Here is a 20,699-nt window from a genome sequence, read left to right on the forward strand (position 1 = left end):
CTCGCGGCCTCTCGGCAGCGGAATGCGCCGTGGGTTAAAACAGAAAAACCCCTGAATGATCAGGGGTTTTCTTCTGCGGAGACGAGGGGATTTGAACCCCTGGTACCCGTTAGGGTACTCCACCTTAGCAGGGTGGTGCACTAGGCCGGACTATGCGACGTCTCCAGACGTACTCAGCAATCATAACCGCTCAAGCACGGAACGACGAACCACACCGAGAATCGAACGAATTAGTAGTTGTTGGTGACCGAGCAGGTGTAGTCAGCAGCGTTCTGGCCGCGGATGTCGAGCACGGGAAGATCTTCCTCAACCGGTGCCGCTGTGGCGCTGTCGGTCGGCTCTGGTGTGGCCTCAGCAACCGGAGCGTTAGGGTCGGCGATCGACCCAACTCCGTCTCCTGCTTCTTCGAGGCTAAACGGCTGGTCGGCGGCGATGAGTTCCATCATCTGGTTGCCGAGGTACTCATTGGGCTGAACCTTGCCCGAGTAGATTCCCGTGCCACCGGTGCCACCGGGGTACTGCACGAACTGAACGCGCTCGAGAGGGATATCTTTCAACGCAAGAGCGATCGACACCATGGTCGGAACATCCGCGAGGCTGTTCGAGAGCTGCATGTTGGTGATGGCAGCATCTGCGAGGTTATACAGCTTCTTGTAATCACTGAGCGTGTCTGAGCTCTTGAGCGTGCGCACGAGCGACGAAAGGTAAACCTGCTGCGAGCTAATGCGGGTCAAGTCACTGCCGTCGCCGACACCGTGACGCGACCGCAGGAACGCGAGTGCCTTCCACCCCTTAAGGTTGTAGGTTCCTGCCTTGGGAAGGTCGATGCCCGTGTAAGGGTCGACGAGCGGACCGTCGACACAGACGTCTACACCACCGATGGCGTTGGTCATCTCGATGACACCGTCGAAGGTGATGATTCCGGCGAACTGGATGTCGAGCCCCGTGAACTCCGAAAGCGTCAGAGCGACGCAGGGAAGGCCACCATACGAGAGCGCTGTATTGAGCGGCTCTGTGGAGTAGTACTTGTTGTAATCCCCGTTGAGGCTGGGGCACTCGGGGATTCCCATGACCATGTCGCGGGGAAAGCTGATGGCCACTGCAGACTGGCGGTCTTCGGCAACGTGCAAGATCATGTTGACATCGTTGAGCTCGCCAGAGGCGTCTTCAACGGTGCCGCCGATGCCGCCCTGGCCGGCGCGAGTATCGCTACCGGCAATAAGAATGTTGAAACCACCCTCGAAGCTACCGATCTGCGGCGGCGGGCCTTCCGTTTCGCCAATAAGCGCCACCGTGTCGCGCTGGCCATAGATGCTGTCGAAAGCGACAGCGCCAACAGCGGCACCACTCACCAACAGCACAGCAAGTGAAGCAGCAACAACCTTGGCGATTGAACCCCACGGGCCCGGCTTCTTCAGCCGGCCGTGTCGTGCCACACCTTGAACATCAGGCTTCTTCTTGGGGTCAGTGCGTTCGACAGAGCGCGAACGCAGCTCTGAGCGCGGACGAAGTTCACTCATCGCACTCCCCTTTCTTTCGACGGAATCAAGACGCAGCACGCAGAGCGGAGGGCGTGGGATTCGAACCCACGAGACATTTCTGCCCACCAGTTTTCAAGACTGGCTCCATCGGCCGCTCGGACAGCCCTCCTTGCGTGACGCAAGTTCAGAGTGTATCTGATGCCCGCAGGGCGTACCTGAAAGGCAGGCTATAAAGGCTCGAAATGGGGGTAGACCAGCTAAACGCTGAGCCTCAGGGCCGCCCAGAGCTCGAGACGGCCCTCGAAAGTCTCGAGATCGAGGTTCAGGATGCTGCCCGCCTGATCCACGCGCGACCGCACCGTGTGACGGTGAATGCCAAGACTCGCGGCGGTCGCGCCCCACGAGCAATCGTGCGCGAACCAAGAGCGCAGCGTCTCCACGAGGGATGCCGAATGCTTGGCATCGAAATCGGCGAGTGGCGTGAGGACTCGATGTGCCACTCGCTCAGCACCCGCCGCGTGCAGCACCCCGAGCATCCCGGAATCAGCGATCTCGGCGAACTCGGTAACGCCGGGTCGCTCGCCTCGCGCCTGCAGAGCGCTGGTTGCTTGGCCCACAGCCGTGGCCAGTTCGGTGTAGTCCGAAGCGAGAGCACTGCCCGCCACGAGTTGATGGTCGTCGACAAGTTGCTCGAGCTCGTGGAGTGCCGAAGGAGAGGTGCCCGAGTCGCTTGCGGTCTCGACCAGTACGACGATCACGTCACCACGCACGGCGAAGAACGCGCGTCCCTCAGCGTCGAGGGCCAGCACATCGAGGGCGTCAAGAACGAAGTGGCTTTGCGTGTGGCGGGCGAGTGCGAAGACGCTCACGGGTTCGGTGGGCAGATCGCCCCACACTTCCGTCGCGATCGAGCGGGCAGCAACAACTTTGCCCTCGAGCAGCAGTTCTAAGAGCGACGATCTCAAGTGACTCCGGGTGGCGTCGAGCGCTCGGTTTTGTTCGAGCGCCAGTGTCGCCATGGCGATAACGCTCGTGACGAGTTCGTTTTCGGCACGGTCAAGAGGTACACCGCGCCCCAGGGCGAGAGCGCCGCGCAGAGCACCGCTCTGGCCGAGCGTCTGAATCGTCACTTGGCCCGCTTCGAGAGTGAGAGCCGTGGATGACCGGCTCCCCTTTCGCAGTGCCCGCGACACCTCATCCCGCACGGGTGCGGCAAAACGATCGCCCGAGCGTCGAAGTCCCGGAACAGGAACCGGATGCCCGGTCACGTCGAACAGGCCGACCCAACACGAGAGTTGACGCTCGAGCTCGATGAGAGTTGACCGCAGCCCGGTGGGTTTAAGGGCCGCATAGGAGATTGCTTTGTGCGCCGCGATCGACCACTCCATGCGACGACTGCGTTCAGCCGCAATCTGGTCGGCAACCTCGCGGATGACGGCGATGAACGGAACCCGGTCGGGCACATCGATCAGCGGCAGGCCAGCCCGCGCGCACTCGACCGCCAGCCCCGTCGGCATTCCCTGATGGAGGAAGTGCGTGGCAAAGCCGAGGCCGACGATGCCGGCGTCAACAAGGCGGCGCACATAAGAGTTGTAGTCGTAGGTCTCCGTGGCGGCGGCAAAACCGAACTGCGCGCCATCCGTGAGAAGTACGTTGCCGGCGCTCAAGAAAGGAGTGGGGTCATCGAGGTCTGAGCTGTGAACCCACGAGATCGGGGCCGCCAGGCGGTCAGCGAGCGCGGTGCCCGCGGTGACGTCGACGGCGTCGGTGAGATCCGCCGAGGCGGCAACGAGACTCAACCGCAGGGTGCGCTTGGCGAGGAGCCATTCAATCGTTGGAAGCATCCGGATATCCCCTCATTGCCCTGCCCTCACATTATGTCGAACAATTGGCAGAACGCTATACAAATTGGCACCCACGCGCGATTCGCCGCGGACGATAGTGGAGACATTCGTTCCGTCTTGAAAGGTGCCTCATGAACTCCGCGCCCGCATCACCCCAGCCCAGCAACGCCGACACCGTCGCGCTCGACCGCGCCCACGTGTTCCATTCCTGGTCTGCGCAGGGCGCGCTGAAGCCCCTCGTACTCGAAGGCGGCCTCGGCAGCACCGTGTGGGACAACGAAGGTAACGAATACCTCGACTTCTCCAGTCAGCTCGTCAACATCAACATCGGCCATCAGCACCCCGCCGTCATTGCGGGCATCAAGGCCCAGGCCGACATCATGGCCACCGTTGCTCCCGCGCACGCCATCAACATCCGCGGTGAAGCAGCCCGCAAAATTACCGACCACGCGCCCGAAGGCATGAACAAGGTCTTCTTCACCAACGGTGGAGCGGATGCCAACGAAAACGCCATGCGAATGGCTCGCCTGCACACCGGCCGCGACAAGATCATCTCGCGCTACCGCTCGTACCACGGCAACACCGGATCGGCCGTCGTCGCGACCGGCGACTGGCGCCGTATCCCCAACGAATACGCTCGCGCTCACGTGCACGTATTCGGGCCCTACGAGTACCGCTCCGAATTCTGGTCGGACTCCCCCGAACAAGAAGCCGAGCGCGCCCTGCACCACCTTGAGCGCACCATCCAGGCAGAAGGCGCCGAGTCCATCGCCGCCATCCTGCTTGAGAGCATCCCCGGCACCGCCGGCGTGCTGACCCCGCCGCCCGGCTACATGGCTGGCGTGCGCGCCATCGCCGACAAGTACGGCATCCTGCTGATCCTCGACGAGGTCATGGTGGGCTTCGGCCGCACCGGCCACTGGTTCGCGTTCGAAGCCTTCGACGTGAAGCCCGACCTCATCACCTTCGCCAAGGGCGTCAACTCGGGCTACATTCCCGTGGGCGGCGTCATCATCTCTGACGAGATCGCGGCCACCTTCGACGAGCGCGTCTTCCCCGGCGGCCTTACCTACTCTGGCCACCCGCTCGCTGCGGCCTCCATCGTTGCCTCCATCACGGCAATGGAAGAGGAAGGCATCGTGGAGAACGCCGCCATGATCGGGCGCGACCACATCGCTCCCGGCCTCGCCGCCCTCGCCGACAAGCACGAGTGCATCGGTGACGTCCGCGGAAGCGGCGTCTTCTGGGCGCTCGAACTCGTCGCGAACCGCGAGACCCGCGAGCCGCTCAGCGCTGCCGACATGGGCAAGGTCAAGGGTGCTCTCGTGAAGCGCGGACTACTGCCGTTCATCGCCGACAACCGCATCCACGTTGTACCGCCGGCCGTCGTCACCGCCGAAGAAGTCGCTCGCGCGATGGCAATCTACGACGAAGCCCTCAGCGAGCTCTAGAGAATTTCACGACACCACTAACGAAGGGGTGCGACAGAGCTCATAGCTCAGTCGCACCCCTTCGTCGTGTGAAATCAGTTCAGCGTTGTGACGCAGGAAGTGCGTCCAAGAACATCGTGAGCGCGAGCGCGGCACCGTCGTTGACGTCGCTTTCGGTGACCTGATTGGCCACCGCGAGCACGTCATCCGGAGCCTGCCCCATGGCAACGCCACGGCCGTGCGACGCTGCCCACTCGAGCATGTCGATGTCGTTGCGGCCATCACCCATGGCGAACACGCGCGTGCGCGGGATGCCGAGGCGCGAACGCACGTTTTCAAGCGCCGTGGACTTGTTGACGCCATCGGGCGCGATGTCGAGCCACGCCGTCCAACCGACGTTGTAGCTGACCTTGTGGAGCCCCATCTTCTCGACCACCGACAGGAAGTCGTCAACCTGGTGCTGAGGTGAGATGACGACAACACGAGTGGCCTGCACCTTAATGAGTTCGTCAAACGACACGTCTTCGCTGACTGCGCCAAGGGCGCCATCCGGAAACTTGCCATCGACGAAGAACTTGCCGGTGGCATCTTCGACCGCATAGTTGGCCGACCCCAAGTGCTGCTTGATGCTCGTGAGCACCTCTTTAGGGTTGAACATCTCGACGAACTCGCGGGCGTAGCCGCCGTCGGCCAGCGGATCGCGCTTGAGCGTAATCGCGCCGTTCGAGCACACCACGTACTCGGGCTTGAGCCCCAATTTGCGCAGAATCGGCAGAGTCATCGCGACCGAGCGACCGGTCGCCAACATGACCTCGTGACCGGCATCGCGCACCTTGGCGACAGCGTCAATCACGACGTCGTTCATCTCGCCCGACTCGAGCAGCACAGTGCCGTCGATGTCGAGTGCGATCATCCAGCGGTCATCCTGTGCTGCGATTGTCACGCGAGTGGCTCCAAAATTTCGAGGCCGCCGAGGTAGGGGCGAAGTGCTTCTGGCACTACGACTGACCCGTCGGGCTGTTGGTGGGTTTCGAGGATGGCAACCAACCAGCGGGTGGTGGCCAAAGTTCCGTTGAGGGTAGCGACGGGGGCCGTCTTGCCCGACTCAGTGCGGTAACGGATGTCGAGGCGACGCGCCTGATACGTCGTGCAGTTAGAGGTCGAGGTGAGCTCGCGGTACGTGCCCTGGGTCGGAACCCACGCCTCAATGTCGTACTTGCGGGCCGCGCTAGAACCGAGGTCGCCACCGGCAACGTCAATCACGCGGTAGCTGAGCTCGCAGGCCTGCAGCATCGACTCTTGGAACGACAGCAGTCGCTCGTGCTCTTCTTGAGCGTTCTCGGGCAGCACGTAGCTGAACATCTCAAGCTTGTTGAACTGGTGCACGCGCAGGATGCCGCGGTTGTCCTTACCCGCGGAGCCAGCTTCGCGGCGGTAGCAGGTTGACCAACCGGCGTAGCGCAACGGTCCCTTCGAGAGATCGAGGATCTCATCGGAGTGGTACCCGGCGAGCGCAACTTCACTCGTACCCGTGAGGTAGAGGTCGTCGGCAGGCAAGTGGTAAATCTCGTCAGCGTGCTCGCCCAAGAACCCGGTGCCGGCCATCATTTCGGGGCGCACGAGGGTGGGAGTGATGAGCGGGATGAAGTCGCCAGCGATAGCGCGATCCAGCGCCATGTTCATGAGACCCAGTTCGAGTCGCGCGCCGACGCCCTTGAGGAAGTAGAAGCGGCTGCCCGCCACCTTCACTCCGCGCGGGATGTCGATAGCACCAAGAATCTCGCCAAGGTCGGCGTGGTCACGGGGCTCAAAGTCGAACGATGCGGGCGTACCCACTTCGCGAACGAGCTCCCAGTCATCCTCACCACCGACAGGCACGCCTTCGACGGCGATGTTGCCAAGCGACCCGACGATGCGCGTGAACTCCACTTCAGCTTCGGTCGATGCCTGCTGAGCCAGCTTCACCTGAGCCGACAGCTCTTGGGCTTGCGCCACCAGAGCCTTCTTCTCGTCGGCGGGCGCCTGAGCAACCTTCTTGCCGAAACTGTTTTGCTCGGCACGCAGCGCCTCGAACTCGCCAATGCGTGCACGGCGGTTCTGATCGGCGGCGATAGCGTCGTCAACTAGCTGAACGGATGCCCCGCGAGCGAGTTGCGATTGCCGCACGGCTTCAGGGTTTTCTCGGAGAATTTGGGGGTCAATCACCACTACAGCCTACCGATTCATGGCGTAGCGTTTATGTGTGCCCTCCCCTCGAAATACAAAACCTAAAATGGCGGTTGTTTACAACCCCATCAAGGTCGATCTTGCCAAGCTCAAGAAGCTGGTAAACGCAGCCGCGAAAGCCGCTGACTGGGCTACCCCGCTCTGGTTTTCTACGACCGAAGTGGATGCCGGACAAGAGGTTACGGGCAGTGCAATTCGTCGCGGCGCTACCGTGGTTATCGCGGCAGGTGGCGATGGCACGGTGCGTGCTGTGGCAGAGGCGCTTCGCGGCAGCGGAGTCGCGATGGCTGTCGTTCCGGCCGGCACCGGCAACCTGCTCGCCCGCAACTTGGATCTCCCCGCGGGCAACTTGCACGAGAGCGTCGACATCGCCTTCAACGGCTACGACCGCCCCATCGACCTCGGCATGGTCAACATCGTTCGCGACAACGACGACCACGAAGAGCACGCCTTTCTTGTGATGGCCGGCCTCGGGCTCGACGCCAAGATGATCAAGAACACGAGCACCAAGCTCAAGAAGGCTGTGGGCTGGCTTGCCTACGTTGACGGCATCGCCCGCTCGATCCCCGAACTGCGCCCGGTAAAGCTGCGCTACAGCGTGGATGGCGCCCCCAACCGCTCGCTCAGCGCGCACACCGTAATCATCGGCAACTGCGGCTCACTGCCGGGTGGACTGCTGCTCATGCCTGACGCTCAACCGGATGACGGCATCCTCGACATGGCAGCGCTCGTGCCTCGCGGACGTTTCGGCTGGCTCAACATCTGGAACAAGATCGCGTGGGAAAACGGCGTACTGCGCAAGAGCGTGATGGGCCGTCGCATCATCGACCTCTCGAAAGACGTGCGTGACGTGCGCTACGCGAAGGGTAGCGACCTCAACATGATCGTCGACAACCCCGAAGAGTTTCAGCTCGACGGCGATGAGTTCGGTCTCGCCAAATCGGTACACACCTGGGTCGACCCGCTCGCGCTTATTGTGCGCGTGCCCAAGTCGCGCTCGAAGTAGCGCGCGGGGTAGCCCGCGGGGTAGCGCGCCAGCCCAGCACGCTCGGGCCCAGCACGCTCAGCAGAGCACGCTCAGCACAGCTAGCTCTGCGCTAGCTCGCGCTCGGCTCGTCGGTAGTCGGCTCGCCCGTGATGATCGCGCGCAGCCAATCGCGGGCCTCCACGAAGACGTCGTTGCCATAGCGCGGTGTCACCGTGGTGGCGAGCTTGTCTGCCCGCGGGTAGCTACCCAAGAAGATGACCTTGGGGCTAAAACGTTTGAGGCCTAAGAGAGCATCAGCTACACGCTCATCGAGGATGTGACCCTCAAGGTCGATGACGAAGCGGTAGCGCCCAAGCTCATCACCGATCGGGCGCGACTCGATCAAGCTCAAGTTCACGCCACGAGTAGCGAACTGCTCGAGCATGTCGAGGAGTCGACCGGGCTTGTCATCGGGAAGCTCCACGATGAGGCTCGTCTTGTCGGCTCCCGTTGGCTTCGGCAAGTCGGCAAGCGCGCTCACGAGAACGAAGCGGGTGACCGCGTTCTGGTTGTTGCCGATCTCCGTTGCCAAGACATCGAGTTCGTAGTGCTCGGTTATGCCGGGCGGGGCGACAGCGGCATCCGCTAGTTCGCTTTCAAGGAGCGTTGCCGCGGCGGCCACGTTGGAGCTGGCCGGCATGTGGCCATGGCTGGGCAGAGTGGCGTCGAGCCAGCGTCGCGTTTGAGCGTAAGCCACCGGATGCGCGTTGACGACCTTCACGTCGGCGAGCGTGGTGCCGGGCCGCGCGACGAGCACGAAGTTCACCGAGACGAGGTATTCGCCCAGAATGCGGAGGTTGGGCACGTTGGCGAGGGCATCTTGCGTGGCGCTGACGCCACCCTCTACCGAGTTCTCGATGGCAATCATCGCGGCAACACTACGGCCGCTCGTAACGTCGTCGAGGGCTTCGCCGACGTTGTTGACGCTCCTCCACTGTGCTCCGACTGCTTCGGGAACCTGCTTGAGCGCAGCCTCCGTAAACGTGCCGGCGGGCCCCAGGTAGCTGTAGCTCACAGTGGCAGGGCTGGGCGTCGAAGTCATGTGACGAGTTTAGGGGTGTGGGAACCTAGCCGTAGGTCGGTGCGGCGGGCAGACCAAAGAACTCTTCGAGAGTTTGGATGCCCGTGCCGTGCAGTTCTGCGGCAAGTTCCTTGCCCACATAACGCAAGTGCCACGGTTCGTACTCGTAACCGGTGATGTCGGTTTTTCCTTCGGGGTAGCGCACAGTGAAGCCGTACTTCCAGCCGTTCTCATCGAGCCATCGGCCCTGCGGGGTATCTCCGAAGCACTGGGTGAGCGTGCAGTTGGCGGGCAACGCACTGATATCAATTGAGAGTCCCGTTTGGTGCTCGCTGTGACCCGGTCGCGCGCTCGTGAGGTCAGCCGCCTCTTGACCTAGTTGCGACACCCAGCCGGCGTACACGCTCTCTTGAGACCAGTAGCTTCGATACGAACTCTGCGATTGCATTTGCAGCCCGGTGTCAGTTTGATAAGCCGCAAACATCTCTACGACAGCCGCAGCAGCTTCCGGCCGCAAGTACGGTTCGTACACATACGGCACATCGACGAAAACGAGTTCAGGTTCGTACGTTTGCGGGTTGAGCGGGCGGAGCTTATTGGCGACGACCCACAGGCTGCTCGCGTCATCCGTCGAGTACTGCGTCTTGTCGAATGTGGGTGTCGGCGTAGGGGTCGGAGTGGGCGTCGGTGTCGGCGTGGGGCTCGGTGTTCGCGTTGCAGTGGCTACGGGTTCGGGCGTGGGCGCCAGAGCCACGAAGGAAATCACCACGGCAGCAACAATCAGCACGAGTCCCGTGACAGCAATGATGATCAGACGGCGGTTCGATCCACCGGATGCGGGGGCAGCAGATTCAGACACCCGTCGATACTATTCCCCTGCTTTGGCGCGCCGCAGAACACATCCCCAATCGAGCACCCGCGAGTAGGGTTGAACTATGGCCAGCGAAGTTATCCACGACCCCGCGATGCACCGCTACGAGCTGCTTGTCGACGGGATTCAAGCGGGCCTCGCCGACTACCAACTGCGCGACGATCAGATCGTGTTCGTCCACACAGAGATCGATCCCAAATATCGCGGTCAGGGTCGCGGTACCGAACTCGCTCGCGGCGCCCTCAATCTGGTGCGCGCCGAAAGTGAAACCCGCGTCGTGGCTAAGTGCGAATTCATCGACAAGTTCATCACTGACCATCCCGAGTACCGCGACCTCCTCAGCCGCTAGCGGCCGCCTCTAGCGAGGTAGTCAGCGGCGAGGGACGACGACCGGATGCCCGCCCACGTCGTGCAGGTCAACCGCGAGGCCATAGACCCGCTCGACTCGCTCGGCGGTGAGTACCTCGCTGGGAGTGCCGATGGCGTCGAGCGTGCCGTGCGCGATAAGCGCGAGGCGGTCGGAGTAGGCGCCGGCCAAGCTCAAGTCGTGGAGCACCACGACGACGGCCCGGCCATCCTGAGCCATCGTGCGGGCGACGCGCATGACGTCTTCTTGGTGGCGCAGGTCAAGGGCAGCGGTCGGCTCATCCAGAAACACGACGGGCGTGTGCTGAGCAAGCACGCGCGCGAGGGAGACGCGCGCTTTTTCGCCACCCGACAGCGTCGTATAGCGGCGGTCACCCAGATGAGCGACATCCGTTACTTCTAAGGCTTCGTTGACCACGGCAACATCGTCGCGACTCTCGACTTCGCGCGCCCAGGGGCTGCGACCCATTGCTACAACCTCGGAGACGCGGAATGGAAAGCTCACGCTGTTCTCTTGAGTGAGCACGGCACGCAGTCGGGCAAGCTCGCCGTGGCGGATGCCGCCCACGTCTCGACCGTCGATCGTCACGGTGCCGCTGTCGGGCTTTCGATCGCCGCTCAACACCGCGAGCAGAGTGGATTTTCCGGCACCGTTCGGGCCAACGAGGGCGAGCACTTCGCCCGGCGCCACGTCGAGGCTGACGTCGTCGAGAATGGCGCGGCCTCCAAGCCGCACACCGATATTGCGTGCGCTGATCATGCCCAGCCTCCGCTCTGGCGACGCTGACGGAAGAGCAGGTAGAAGAAGAACGGGCCACCAACGAGCGAGGTGAGCAAGCCAATCGGCAGGTCGCCACCCGCAACGACGGAGCGGGCGAGCAGGTCGGAGAGCACGAGCAGCACGCCACCGCCGATGGCGCTCGCGACGATGAGCGCGCGGTGCGCCGGGCCGATCACCATGCGCATTGCGTGCGGCACCACGAGACCGACGAAGGCGATGATGCCGACGAACGCCACGGCCACACCGGTGAGCAGCGCAACGATCACGATCGAGACAATGCGGAGGCGTTCAACGTTGACGCCGAGGTGGCGGGCGTTGCGCTCCCCCAGCGCCAAAAGGTCGAAGGGGCGAGCGAGCACGATGGCGGCAGTGAGGCCCACAGCGGTGACGAGCGCGACGATGAGCACTTCGCTCCACCGCGATCCGTTGAGTGAGCCGAGCTGCCAGAACACGATCTGCTCGCGGCTGCCGGAGTCAGCGATGAACAGCAGGAAGGCCAATCCCGCGCCAGCGAAGGCATTGACCGCGATACCGGTGAGCAAGAGCGTGACGACTTCGGTGCGGCCGTTGGCGCGCGAGACGAAGTACACGAGCAACGTGGCGAGCAGACCGCCGACGAAAGCAAAGAGCGCAATCGCCCCATCGCCGAGCGCAGAAATTCCTACGACGATCGCGATGGCTGCGCCGAGAGCGGCACCGGATGACACTCCGACCACGCCCGGTTCAGCCAGTGGGTTGCCGAAAATGGCCTGCATGACGGCGCCGGCCACGGCGAGGGCGGCGCCCACGACCAGGGCCATCGCTATGCGCGGAAAGCGTACGACCCAGAGCGTGGATTCCACGATGGAGTCGCTCGGGGCCCACTCGTTCTGGATGCCGAGCGCCCGCAAGAGAGAACCGCCCACTTCGGCGGGGCTTACGGGCAGTTGCCCGAGCACGGCAGACGCCACGACACCACCGAGCAGCAGAGCGGCCAGGGTGAGCGTGAGGGTCAAGCCGCGGAGGGTGTGGTTCACGGAACGCGCTGCAGCCACTCTTCGGTGCCGAACTTCTCGGCAACGAGTTCTTCAGCGCGCGCAATCTCGTCGCTCGTCAGTTCGCTCTCGGCAAGGCCGTGGAGCCCACGGAAGGTCGCAACCATGGTGTCGATGATGTCGGCGCGCTCCATTCCGGTCTGGCTGCGCAGCGGGTCAACCCGCTTGGCCGCGGACTTGGTGCCCTTGTCGCTCATTTTCTCGCGACCGATGCGCAAGACCTGAACCATCTTCTCGCCATCCATGTCGTAGCTCATGGTGACGTGGTGCAGCACGGCACCGGCGCCGAGACGCTTCTGGGCCGCTCCGCCGATCTTGCCGGTGGGGCTCGCAATGTCATTGAGCGGCTGGTAGCTCGCTTCGATGCCGAGCGACTTGAGAGCGATGATGACCCACTCGTCGAGGAAGGCGTAGGAGTCCGCGAACGTCATCCCCTGCACGAGCTCGACCGGTACATAGATCGAGTAGGTGATCACGGTGCCGGCTTCCATGAACATGGCGCCTCCACCGGAGATGCGACGCACGACCTCGAAGCCGTACTTCTTGGCGTTCTCGAGGTCGACTTCGTTGCGCAGCGACTGGAAGCTGCCGATCACGACGGCGGGCTTGTTCCACTCCCAGATGCGCAAAGTGGGCTTACGGCGACCGGAGGCAACCTCTTCGGAGAGCACCTGATCCATCGCCATTTGCATGCGGGGTTCCAACGGCGGGCCGGTGACGATCTGCCAGTCGTAGTCTTTCCAGGTCGTGGCACGCTGCAGGGCGCGACGGATGGCCGTGGCCACCGATTCGGCAGAGAAGCCGAGCATCACCGTGCCCTCGGGCAGTGACTGCTGAATCGCGCTCGTGATGGTCTTCGCGTCGGAGTTAGCGGGCAGACCTTCGATGGCGGCGTTGATGTCTTCGAGGGCCTCATCCGGCTCTAAGAAGAAGTCACCCGCGAGACGAAAGTTGGTGATGGCGTCATCGACAACATCGAGATCGACCACTACGAGTTTTCCGCCGGGCACCTTGAATTCGCCGTGCATCGCTCACCCCTGTCTAGTTGTACTCAATCCAGCCTACTGGGCAGCGTCAGGCTGCGGAATTGACCAGTCGAGCGGGGGAACAAACTCCCCATGCCCGTGGTCGATCATCCGTGCTCGCAAACGCTGAAAAGCCTCATCGAGCGCCTCGGTGCCGGGATCGCGATTAATGCCGGTGTGGCTGTACTCGTAGACGGTCCACGACGGCCACACATGCAAGTGCGCGTGCGGCACCCGGTAGCCCTCAAACATGACGCCGACGCGATCGGCATCCCACTCGTCGCGCTGAGCGAGGCCGATGAGGCGCCCGACGCGGAAGATGTGCATCGCGAGCTCTTCGTCGAGGTCGCTCCACCGATCAACCTCGATGCGCGGAATCACGAGCACGTGACCCGGCTTGCGGGGCTCGATCGTGAGAATGGCAAAGACACGGTCATCCGCCCAGATGAAGCGCCCGGGCGAGCGACCGTTCAGAATCTCGGTGAAAATCGACGCCATCTATTCGGATGGAGCAGGTTCGGACGGTGCTGCGTCGGACTGCGCTGCGGCTGACTGTGTTGCGCCGGGCTGGGTCGCCTCGTTCTTGGCCGCGGGCGGCAACGGGGCGTCCGGATGCACCGGCTTGAGCCGCGCATCGAGCCACGCCACCAGGTCAGCGATCACTTCGTCTTTATTGGTCTCGTTGAAAATCTCGTGACGCGCACCCGGGTACACAATCGCTTCGATATCGGTGAGCTTGGAGCGCACAACGTAGTCGGCGGCGAGCGCCTCGATGCTTGCTTCTCCGCCGAGCGAATCTTCGTCGCCGATCATGATGAGCAGCGGGATGTCACGGGCGAAGTGTTTGGCCGGGCGCCCCATGAGGCGCATTCCATCGACGGGGCCGAAGAGCTTAAGGGCATCTGCGTAGAACGTCAGCGGGTCATTCACGAAGTCTTCGGCAACCTGAGGATCGCGGCTGAGCCACTCGTAACCGGTGGTGCCGAGGTCTTTGTGCTTGGCGTTGAGGTTGCCGCTGTTCATGTGAGCGAAGGTGCGGTGCGCGGTGCCCGTGAGGATCGCGACTTCGTATTCCTTGGAGTGCGTGTTGAGCACGTCTTGCACCATAAGCGAGCCCCAGGAATGACCGAGCAGAGCGAGCGGAAGCGTGGGGTGATCGCGGCGGATGATGGCCGAGAGTTCGCGGATGTTTTCGGTGGCGGCGCGCAGCCCGCCCTTGCCGAGCTTGCCCAGCTTGCTGGCGTCACCCGCGTTTTGGTCGAGACCGGTGGCACCGTGGCCGCGGTGGTCGTCGGCGTAGACCGTATAACCGGCGGCGACGAGAGCTTGAGCAACGTGCTCATAGCGGCGGGCGTGATCGCCGAGGCCGTGGGTGAGCTGCAGAACCGCGTGGGCTTTCGGCGATTCCCACACGTAGTAGTGAATCGTGACTCCGTGCGCGTCAACGTAGGAGTGGTCAGTTCGTGGCGCCGTAAACGTGGGCATGAGGGCCTCCTTGCTGTGCCATTCTACGGCCGTGAACGTGAGAGCAGAATGAGTGAGTTTCGTCTGCTGCCCCTTCGCGTTTACGAAACTAGTTAGCAAGACTAATTTGCTAGACTAACGAATATGCCTGACAAACTAGACGACGAACTCCGCATCGCCTTCATGCGCATCGCCCGTCGCATCCGGCAGCAACGCCACGACGACACCCTCAGCGACAGCCAGCTCTCCGTTCTCTATGTGCTCAGCCAGCATGGCGGCAGCACTCTCGCGGCCCTCGCCGAGCACGAACGCGTCACCCCGCCGTCGATGAATCGCACCGTCAACTGCTTGAGCGATGACGGTCTCGTCACGCGCTCCAGCTCCCCCGACGACGGCCGCAAAGTGCTCATTGAAGCGACGGATGCGGGAGTCGAGCTAATCGCCAAAACTCGCCAGCGCCGCGCCGAATGGTTTGCCGCCGAACTCTCGACCCTCTCCGCTGACGAGCACGCCGCCCTCCATGCAGCCATCCCGGTGCTGTTGAAGTTGGCCAATTCGTGAGCGCAATGTTCCGCTCGCTTCGCTTCTTCAACTACCGGCTCTGGACCATTGGCGCGATCGTCTCCAACACGGGCGCGTGGATGCAGCGCACCGCCCAGGACTGGATCGTTCTTACCGAGCTGACCGACCATGACGCCGCGGCTCTCGGGTTCACGATGGCGCTGCAGTTCGGTCCCCTGCTTTTGCTCATGCCCATCGCGGGAATCATCGCCGACCGCTTCGACCGCCGCGTCGTGTTGCTGTGGACGCAGTTCAGTCAGTTCATTCTTGCGCTTGGCCTCGGCATCCTCGTGGTCTCGGGCTACGTCGAGCTGTGGCACGTTTACGTCTTTGCGCTACTTCTTGGTGTGGCTACCGCGATCGACGCACCCGTTCGTCAAGCCTTCGTTTCGGAGCTCGTGAGCGACAAAGACCTGCCCAACGCGGTCGCGCTCAACTCCATGTCATTCCAGAGCGCCCGCCTCATCGGCCCCGCGATTGCCGGAGTACTCGTTGCCGCAATCGGCTCCGGCCCGGTGTTCCTCGTGAACGCGGCCTCGTTCGCGGGCGTGCTCGCGTCGCTGTGGTTCATTCGTCGCAACCAGCTCTATCCCGTGGCCAAGCTCGGGCGAGCGAAGGGCCAGATTCGGGATGGGCTGCGCTACGTGCGCAACCGGCCAGACATCCTGATCGTGCTCGTCATGGTCTTCTTGGTCGGAACCTTCGGGTTCAACTTCCCCGTCTTCATCTCCACCATGGCGACCACCGAGTTCGGCAAGGGCGCAGCGGAGTTCGGCCTGCTCTCGTCGATGATGGCCGTGGGTGCGATCGTCGGCTCGTTGTTGGCCGCTCGCCGCGAGCGCGCACGTTTGGGCGTTGTCGTGGTCGGCTCCGCATTCTTCGGGATGGCGTGCCTGATCGCCGCGCTCTCCCCCAGCTACTGGACCTTCGGCGCCGCCCTCACGATCGTCGGCGTCTCGTCACTAACGATGATGACAACCGCCAACGCCTACGTTCAGACCTCCACGACACCGATCATGCGTGGCCGCGTCATGGCTCTCTACCTCGCGATCTTCGCCGGCGGTACCCCGATCGGCGCCCCCATCGTTGGCTGGGCCGCCAACGAACTCGGCGCCCGCTGGGCCCTCGGCATCGGCTCCCTCTCGGGGCTTCTCGCCGCGGCCGCCGCGATCATCTGGCTTGTCTACAGTCGCGGGATGCGCGTGGGCCGCGTGCCCGAAAGTCGCTTCCGCCTGCGGTTGCGCTTCCCGCCCGAGCCCACACCCGATGAAGAACGCGAACTCGCGACACAAGAGATCGCGATCGTCGAGACGACCACTCGCCGCACTAGCTAAACGCAGCGTGGGGCGGATGCTCGCAGCATCCGCCCCACCTGTCGTTCTCGTCTCTGGCGGCCTACGCCTCGCGGGTGATCTCCACGCTCACGAACAGCTTCGAGCCGAACGGCCCCGCATACACACCGCGAAGGGGCGGCACATCGTTGTAGTCGCGACCGCGACCCACGAGCACGTGCCGGTCTCCGATATCGATGAGGTTGGTCGGGTCGTAGCCGCGCCACTGCCCGGCACAGAACCACTCGATCCACGCATGGGATTCGCCCGTGACCTTCTCGCCGATAGCGGCATCCGGTTTCGGGTGAAGGTAACCAGACACATAGCGAGCCGGGATGCCGACCGAACGCAAAGCGCCGAGCGCGAGGTGAGCGATGTCCTGGCAGACACCCTTGCCACCGGTCCACGCTTCTGTCGCGGTCGTTGCCACTCCCGTGACGCCGCTCATGTACTCGATGGCGTTACCGATGGCCTTTGAGATTTCGAGCGCGCTCTCGCACGCGTCATCCGACTTCGCCGCAATGTCTTTCGCGAGTGCGACGACCTCAGCCGGCGGCTCGGTGCGGCGCGTCTGGCTGAGGTTCTCGACGGCATCCATCGACAGCTCGGCGGCCGCTTCAAGTTCGGCCCACGACATGCACTCCGAGTCGTGCTCGCGCTCATGAACCTCAACAAGGCTCGTGGCGGTCAACGACAACTCCTTATGACCCGTCAGCACCTCAAACGAGGCAACGCGCGAACCCCAATAGTCGACATAGTTGCTCTGGCTAGAGAGCGGCAAGATGTCGAGGTTCGAGAACAACACGAGCTGGCTCTCGACACTGGCGGGCAGCATCCGAGCCTCGTTGTACGACGCGGTAACTTCGCCGCCGTAACTGAAACCCGTGGAATGGACGATCCTGAGTCGCTTCATGAGATCTCTCCAACCCACTCGGGAGCGGCATTCGTGGGGAAGTAGCGGTGACGCACTGCCTCCGAAGCCGCACTCGTTGCCGCCTGCACTCGATCCATATGGTGAGGCAGGTCATCCAAAATCTCGGCGATCGGCCGATACTCCAACTCGCTGCGAATCTTGCCAAGCAAACGCTGCGCATCATCGTTCACACCGACGCGGTTCATGCGGTGGGGCTCGAGCTCACGCATGCAGTCCTCAGCCCGCGAAACGGAGAAGAGGATGCTGCGCGGGAACAAGCGATCCAGCAGCAAGAACTCGGCGGCGTTGCTCGCGCTCGGCACACCGCGATAGGTGCGCAAGTACGGCTCGTAGGCGCCACACGATCGCAGAATCGTGGTCCACGACGGACCACTGGCTTCCGTGAGGCTTCGCGTAGCCAAGAGTCGCGCGGTCATATCTGCACGCTCAAGACTGCGCCCCAAGGTGAAGAACTGCCACGCTTCGTCCCGACTCGTCGCAGACTCGACAATGCCCACGGCCAGAGCGGAGCGCTCACGAACCCAAGAGAAGAAGTCAGCGACCTTGTCTCCTGAAATTCGGCGCGGCATTCGAGTCTGGGTGGTGTTGAGGCACTCCCACAATTCGGTGGACACGATCTCGCGAGCACGACGCGCGTTCTCGCGAGCGGCACCCAAGGAATAGGCGATCGAGGCGGGTTCGGTACGGTCAACCGCGAGGATCGACAACACGTCACCGCGAGTGAGAGTGACGTCGGCCGGAGCCTCGCTACCCATCACACTCAAGAGCGCGCGGCAGGCGTCATCCTCTTCAATCCACGGATCTTCGAGGAGCAGCTGAAGGTGAACGTCGAGGATGCGGGCGGTACCGTCAGCACGCTCAATGTAGCGACCGATCCAGAACAGCGATTCTGCGATGCGACTCAGCATGATTGACCTCCCTCGGTGTCGATACTCTGCTGTTGCTGCTCTTCTTGACGCTGTCTCTGCGTGAGCGTTCGAGTGGTGTCATGATCCTCGGCGTGATCCTCATGAACCCCCGCCTCGAGCAACATCTCGGGAGTGATGACCGTGATTGCTTCCGTATCGGCCTGGCGCTCGACGAGACCCTGAACGGTGCTCTCCGACTCCGCCACTTTTTCGCGGCCAACAACCCAGGTGTCTTTCGAGCCACCACCCTGTGAACTGTTCACGACGAGCTGACCCTCGGGCAGTGCAACGCGAGTGAGACCACCCGGCAGCACCCAGACATCGTTTCCGTCGTTAACCGCAAAGGGGCGAAGGTCGGCGTGACGCGGCCGCATACCGTCGTCGATCACCGTGGGGATCGTCGACAACTGAACCACGGGCTGCGCGATCCACCCGCGCGGATCCTTCAGAAGCTGCTTGCGCAGCGTCTCCAACTCCGGCTTCGTTGCGGCCGGACCAATGACGAGGCCCTTACCACCGGAACCATCCACGGGCTTCACCACGAGCTCGTCGAGCCGGTCGAGCACTTCTTCCAGCGCCCCCGGATCTTCGAGTCGCCAGGTATCGACGTTGGGGATGATCGCCTTCTCACCGAGGTAGTACTCGATGAGATCGGGCAAGTAGGTATAGACGAGTTTGTCGTCGGCTACGCCGTTTCCCACCGCGTTGGCGATCGTCACGTTTCCGAGGCGAGCCGCGAGCATCATGCCCGGGCTGCCCAACATGGAGTCGGCACGGAACTGCAGCGGGTCGAGGAACTCGTCGTCAACCCGGCGGTAGATCACGTCGACCCGAGTGGGGCCCGCCGTGGTGCGCATCCAGACCCGACCGCCGGAGCAGAACAGGTCTCGACCCTCCACGAGCTCGACGCCCATGAGGCGCGCGAGCAGCGTGTGCTCGAAGTACGCGGAGTTGTAGACACCCGGAGTGAGCACAACGACGTTGGGTTCATCCACGCCGCCCGGCGCACTGGCGCGCAGAGCCTGCAGCAGCTTGTGGGGGTAGTCACCGACAGGGCGAACCCGCATCGAGACGAACAACTCGGGAAGCGTTTGGGCCATGACTCGACGGTTCGAGATGACGTAGCTCACACCGCTGGGCACGCGCACGTTGTCTTCGAGAACGCGCCACGCACCCACTTCGTCGCGGATGAGGTCGATACCGCTGACCTGAATACGCACACCATTGGCCGGGTCGATGCCCGCCGCTTGACGGTGGAAGTGACTGGATGACGTGATCATCCGAGCCGGAATCACCCCATCTTTGATGGCATTCTGGGGCCCGTAAATGTCGGCCAAGAATGCCTCGAGCGCTCGAACGCGCTGCTTGATTCCCGACTCAACCTGTTTCCACTCGGAGAGGTCAATAACTCTGGGAACTGCATCCAGAGGAAAGGGTCTCTCTTCGCCAGCGAAGTCGAAGGTAACGCCCTGGGCGAGGTAACTGTCGGCGAGTGCTTCAGTACGTCCGCGCAGTTCTTCCTGCGTCATTTGCGCCAGCGCGTCATGAATCTCGCGGTAGGGGCGACGTATCTCGCTATCGGCAGAGAACATCTCATCCCACGCGGCTGGTCCGGTGCGTTTGGAGGCGCTTGATGTGTATCCGTCAAACAAATCTGCCATGTACAGACACTATGCGGGTTAATCGATTTCCGCGCGAAAGTGCGTTGATTCAGCCATATTGACGCGCACAATTTACAGTTAAGTAATGGCTGCCAACCTCCCCACAATTCTCGTTCTCCCCGGTGGAGGGTATTCGCGCCTCGCACCCCACGAAGGCGAGCCCGTTGCTGCCTGGTTGCGTTCGATCGGCTGGAATGCTCGCGTCGTTGAGTACCCCGTTGCCACGAAGCATCCCGCTCCATTGCTGGCAATTCAGTCTGAAATTGCGAAGGAACGTGCGCTAGGGGCACCGCTCGTGGGTGTTGTGGGCTTCTCCGCTGGCGGCCATTTGGCCGGCCACGCGGCTGTAGCGCCCGTTGCTGACGACAACGAACGCCCCGACTTTGCCGTGCTCGGCTACCCCGTTGTCACCATGACGGGCGAGACGCACGCCGGCTCTCGCGAGAACCTCATCGGGCTGGATGCCAACTCCTTCCTGCGCGAAGACACCTCACTCGACCTGCTGGTCACGCCCGCCACGCCTCCCATGTTTATCTGGCACACGGCTGCTGACGAGCCCGTTCCGGTCGAAGCGCACTCGTACCCACTGGCCATGGCACTGGCGGCGGCCGGCGTGCGCCACGAACTGCACGTCTTCGCCGACGGCAAGCACGGCCTCGGTCTCGCCGAGGGCACGCCCGCCGAAGCGTGGCAGGCACTGTGCGAGATCTGGTTGAGTTCGCTGCTCTAACGAG

20 protein-coding genes and 2 tRNA genes are annotated in these 20,699 nt (G+C 62.8%); 6 read left to right on the plus strand and 16 right to left on the minus strand.

The genetic code is table 11. From position 1 onward, the window contains the following. Positions 1-76 precede the first annotated feature (76 nt). From CLV85_RS00120 to CLV85_RS00135, 4 genes are all read right to left on the minus strand, one after another. A tRNA-Ser gene (locus CLV85_RS00120) sits at positions 77-165 on the minus strand. 65 nt (positions 166-230) lie between these two features. Next, complete coding sequence (locus CLV85_RS00125) at positions 231-1,520, minus strand: LCP family protein (protein WP_100387602.1); 1,290 nt, start codon at positions 1,518-1,520, stop codon at positions 231-233. A 45-nt stretch (positions 1,521-1,565) separates the two neighbouring features. Beyond that, a tRNA-Ser gene (locus CLV85_RS00130) sits at positions 1,566-1,650 on the minus strand. An 88-nt stretch (positions 1,651-1,738) separates the two neighbouring features. Then, the gene (locus tag CLV85_RS00135) at positions 1,739-3,325 is read right to left on the minus strand and encodes a PucR family transcriptional regulator (protein ID WP_100387603.1); all 1,587 of its coding nucleotides are present in this window, start codon (positions 3,323-3,325) and stop codon (positions 1,739-1,741) included. A gap of 131 nt (positions 3,326-3,456) precedes the next feature. Between CLV85_RS00135 and CLV85_RS00140 the strand changes: the two genes are divergently transcribed. After that, on the plus strand, positions 3,457-4,776 hold the full coding sequence (locus tag CLV85_RS00140; protein ID WP_100387604.1) for an aspartate aminotransferase family protein: 1,320 nt from the start codon (positions 3,457-3,459) through the stop codon (positions 4,774-4,776). A 79-nt stretch (positions 4,777-4,855) separates the two neighbouring features. Here the strand turns inward: CLV85_RS00140 and CLV85_RS00145 are convergent, their stop codons facing one another. Beyond that, a complete protein-coding gene (locus CLV85_RS00145) occupies positions 4,856-5,698 on the minus strand; it encodes an HAD family hydrolase (RefSeq protein ID WP_189621852.1) in 843 nt (280 codons plus the stop codon). Beyond that, complete coding sequence (gene serS / locus CLV85_RS00150) at positions 5,695-6,960, minus strand: serine--tRNA ligase (RefSeq protein ID WP_100389200.1); 1,266 nt, start codon at positions 6,958-6,960, stop codon at positions 5,695-5,697. Before serS ends, CLV85_RS00145 begins: the two co-directional genes overlap by 4 nt. Positions 6,961-7,027: 67 nt before the next feature. On the opposite strand from serS, the gene CLV85_RS00155 reads away from it, so the two are divergent. After that, positions 7,028-7,987: a diacylglycerol/lipid kinase family protein gene (locus CLV85_RS00155; protein ID WP_229820442.1), complete on the plus strand. Its 960-nt coding sequence runs from the start codon at positions 7,028-7,030 to the stop codon at positions 7,985-7,987. Between the two features lie 91 nt (positions 7,988-8,078). Here CLV85_RS00155 and pheA read toward each other — a convergent pair whose 3' ends face one another. Continuing rightward, complete coding sequence (gene pheA / locus CLV85_RS00160; RefSeq protein ID WP_100387606.1) at positions 8,079-9,050, minus strand: prephenate dehydratase; 972 nt, start codon at positions 9,048-9,050, stop codon at positions 8,079-8,081. A 25-nt stretch (positions 9,051-9,075) separates the two neighbouring features. Next, positions 9,076-9,888: a M15 family metallopeptidase gene (locus tag CLV85_RS00165; protein WP_229820440.1), complete on the minus strand. Its 813-nt coding sequence runs from the start codon at positions 9,886-9,888 to the stop codon at positions 9,076-9,078. Between the two features lie 76 nt (positions 9,889-9,964). Between CLV85_RS00165 and CLV85_RS00170 the strand changes: the two genes are divergently transcribed. Continuing rightward, a complete protein-coding gene (locus tag CLV85_RS00170; protein WP_100387607.1) occupies positions 9,965-10,249 on the plus strand; it encodes a GNAT family N-acetyltransferase in 285 nt (94 codons plus the stop codon). A gap of 21 nt (positions 10,250-10,270) precedes the next feature. On the opposite strand, the gene CLV85_RS00175 is transcribed toward CLV85_RS00170, so the two are convergent. From CLV85_RS00175 to CLV85_RS00195, 5 genes are read right to left on the minus strand one after another with little or no spacing between them, the layout of a single operon-like run. After that, positions 10,271-11,026, minus strand: coding sequence for a heme ABC transporter ATP-binding protein (locus CLV85_RS00175; protein WP_100387608.1), 756 nt, complete (start codon positions 11,024-11,026; stop codon positions 10,271-10,273). Next, complete coding sequence (locus tag CLV85_RS00180) at positions 11,023-12,081, minus strand: FecCD family ABC transporter permease (RefSeq protein ID WP_100387609.1); 1,059 nt, start codon at positions 12,079-12,081, stop codon at positions 11,023-11,025. Before CLV85_RS00180 ends, CLV85_RS00175 begins: the two co-directional genes overlap by 4 nt. Further along, positions 12,060-13,109 (minus strand): lipoate-protein ligase LplAB, encoded by a 1,050-nt coding sequence (gene lplAB, locus CLV85_RS00185; RefSeq protein ID WP_100387610.1) that lies wholly within the window; start codon positions 13,107-13,109, stop codon positions 12,060-12,062. Before lplAB ends, CLV85_RS00180 begins: the two co-directional genes overlap by 22 nt. Positions 13,110-13,142: 33 nt before the next feature. Then, positions 13,143-13,604 carry an HIT family protein gene (locus CLV85_RS00190; protein ID WP_100387611.1) on the minus strand — a complete coding sequence of 154 codons (462 nt, stop codon included), beginning with the start codon at positions 13,602-13,604 and terminating at the stop codon, positions 13,143-13,145. After that, positions 13,605-14,591: an alpha/beta hydrolase gene (locus tag CLV85_RS00195; protein WP_100387612.1), complete on the minus strand. Its 987-nt coding sequence runs from the start codon at positions 14,589-14,591 to the stop codon at positions 13,605-13,607. 123 nt (positions 14,592-14,714) lie between these two features. Between CLV85_RS00195 and CLV85_RS00200 the strand changes: the two genes are divergently transcribed. Then, positions 14,715-15,131 (plus strand): MarR family winged helix-turn-helix transcriptional regulator, encoded by a 417-nt coding sequence (locus CLV85_RS00200; protein WP_100387613.1) that lies wholly within the window; start codon positions 14,715-14,717, stop codon positions 15,129-15,131. After that, the gene (locus tag CLV85_RS00205; protein WP_100387614.1) at positions 15,128-16,465 is read left to right on the plus strand and encodes an MFS transporter; all 1,338 of its coding nucleotides are present in this window, start codon (positions 15,128-15,130) and stop codon (positions 16,463-16,465) included. The genes CLV85_RS00200 and CLV85_RS00205 overlap by 4 nt, the downstream gene beginning before the upstream one ends. A 61-nt stretch (positions 16,466-16,526) precedes the next feature. Here the strand turns inward: CLV85_RS00205 and CLV85_RS00210 are convergent, their stop codons facing one another. Genes CLV85_RS00210 through CLV85_RS00220 form a run of 3 tightly spaced genes read right to left on the minus strand, consistent with a single transcriptional unit; the run spans position 16,527 to position 19,965 of the window. Continuing rightward, positions 16,527-17,375: a transglutaminase family protein gene (locus tag CLV85_RS00210; protein WP_100387615.1), complete on the minus strand. Its 849-nt coding sequence runs from the start codon at positions 17,373-17,375 to the stop codon at positions 16,527-16,529. Further along, positions 17,372-18,304, minus strand: coding sequence for an alpha-E domain-containing protein (locus tag CLV85_RS00215; RefSeq protein WP_100387616.1), 933 nt, complete (start codon positions 18,302-18,304; stop codon positions 17,372-17,374). The genes CLV85_RS00210 and CLV85_RS00215 overlap by 4 nt, the downstream gene beginning before the upstream one ends. Continuing rightward, positions 18,298-19,965, minus strand: a complete 1,668-nt coding sequence (locus CLV85_RS00220; protein ID WP_100387617.1) for a circularly permuted type 2 ATP-grasp protein — start codon at positions 19,963-19,965, stop codon at positions 18,298-18,300. Before CLV85_RS00220 ends, CLV85_RS00215 begins: the two co-directional genes overlap by 7 nt. Before the next feature lie 85 nt (positions 19,966-20,050). Between CLV85_RS00220 and CLV85_RS00225 the strand changes: the two genes are divergently transcribed. After that, positions 20,051-20,695 (plus strand): alpha/beta hydrolase, encoded by a 645-nt coding sequence (locus CLV85_RS00225; protein ID WP_100387618.1) that lies wholly within the window; start codon positions 20,051-20,053, stop codon positions 20,693-20,695. The last annotated feature ends 4 nt before the right edge of the window (positions 20,696-20,699 follow it).

It is taken from the genome of Salinibacterium amurskyense (assembly GCF_002797685.1).
GTDB classification, from domain to species: Bacteria; Actinomycetota; Actinomycetes; order Actinomycetales; family Microbacteriaceae; genus Rhodoglobus; species Rhodoglobus amurskyensis.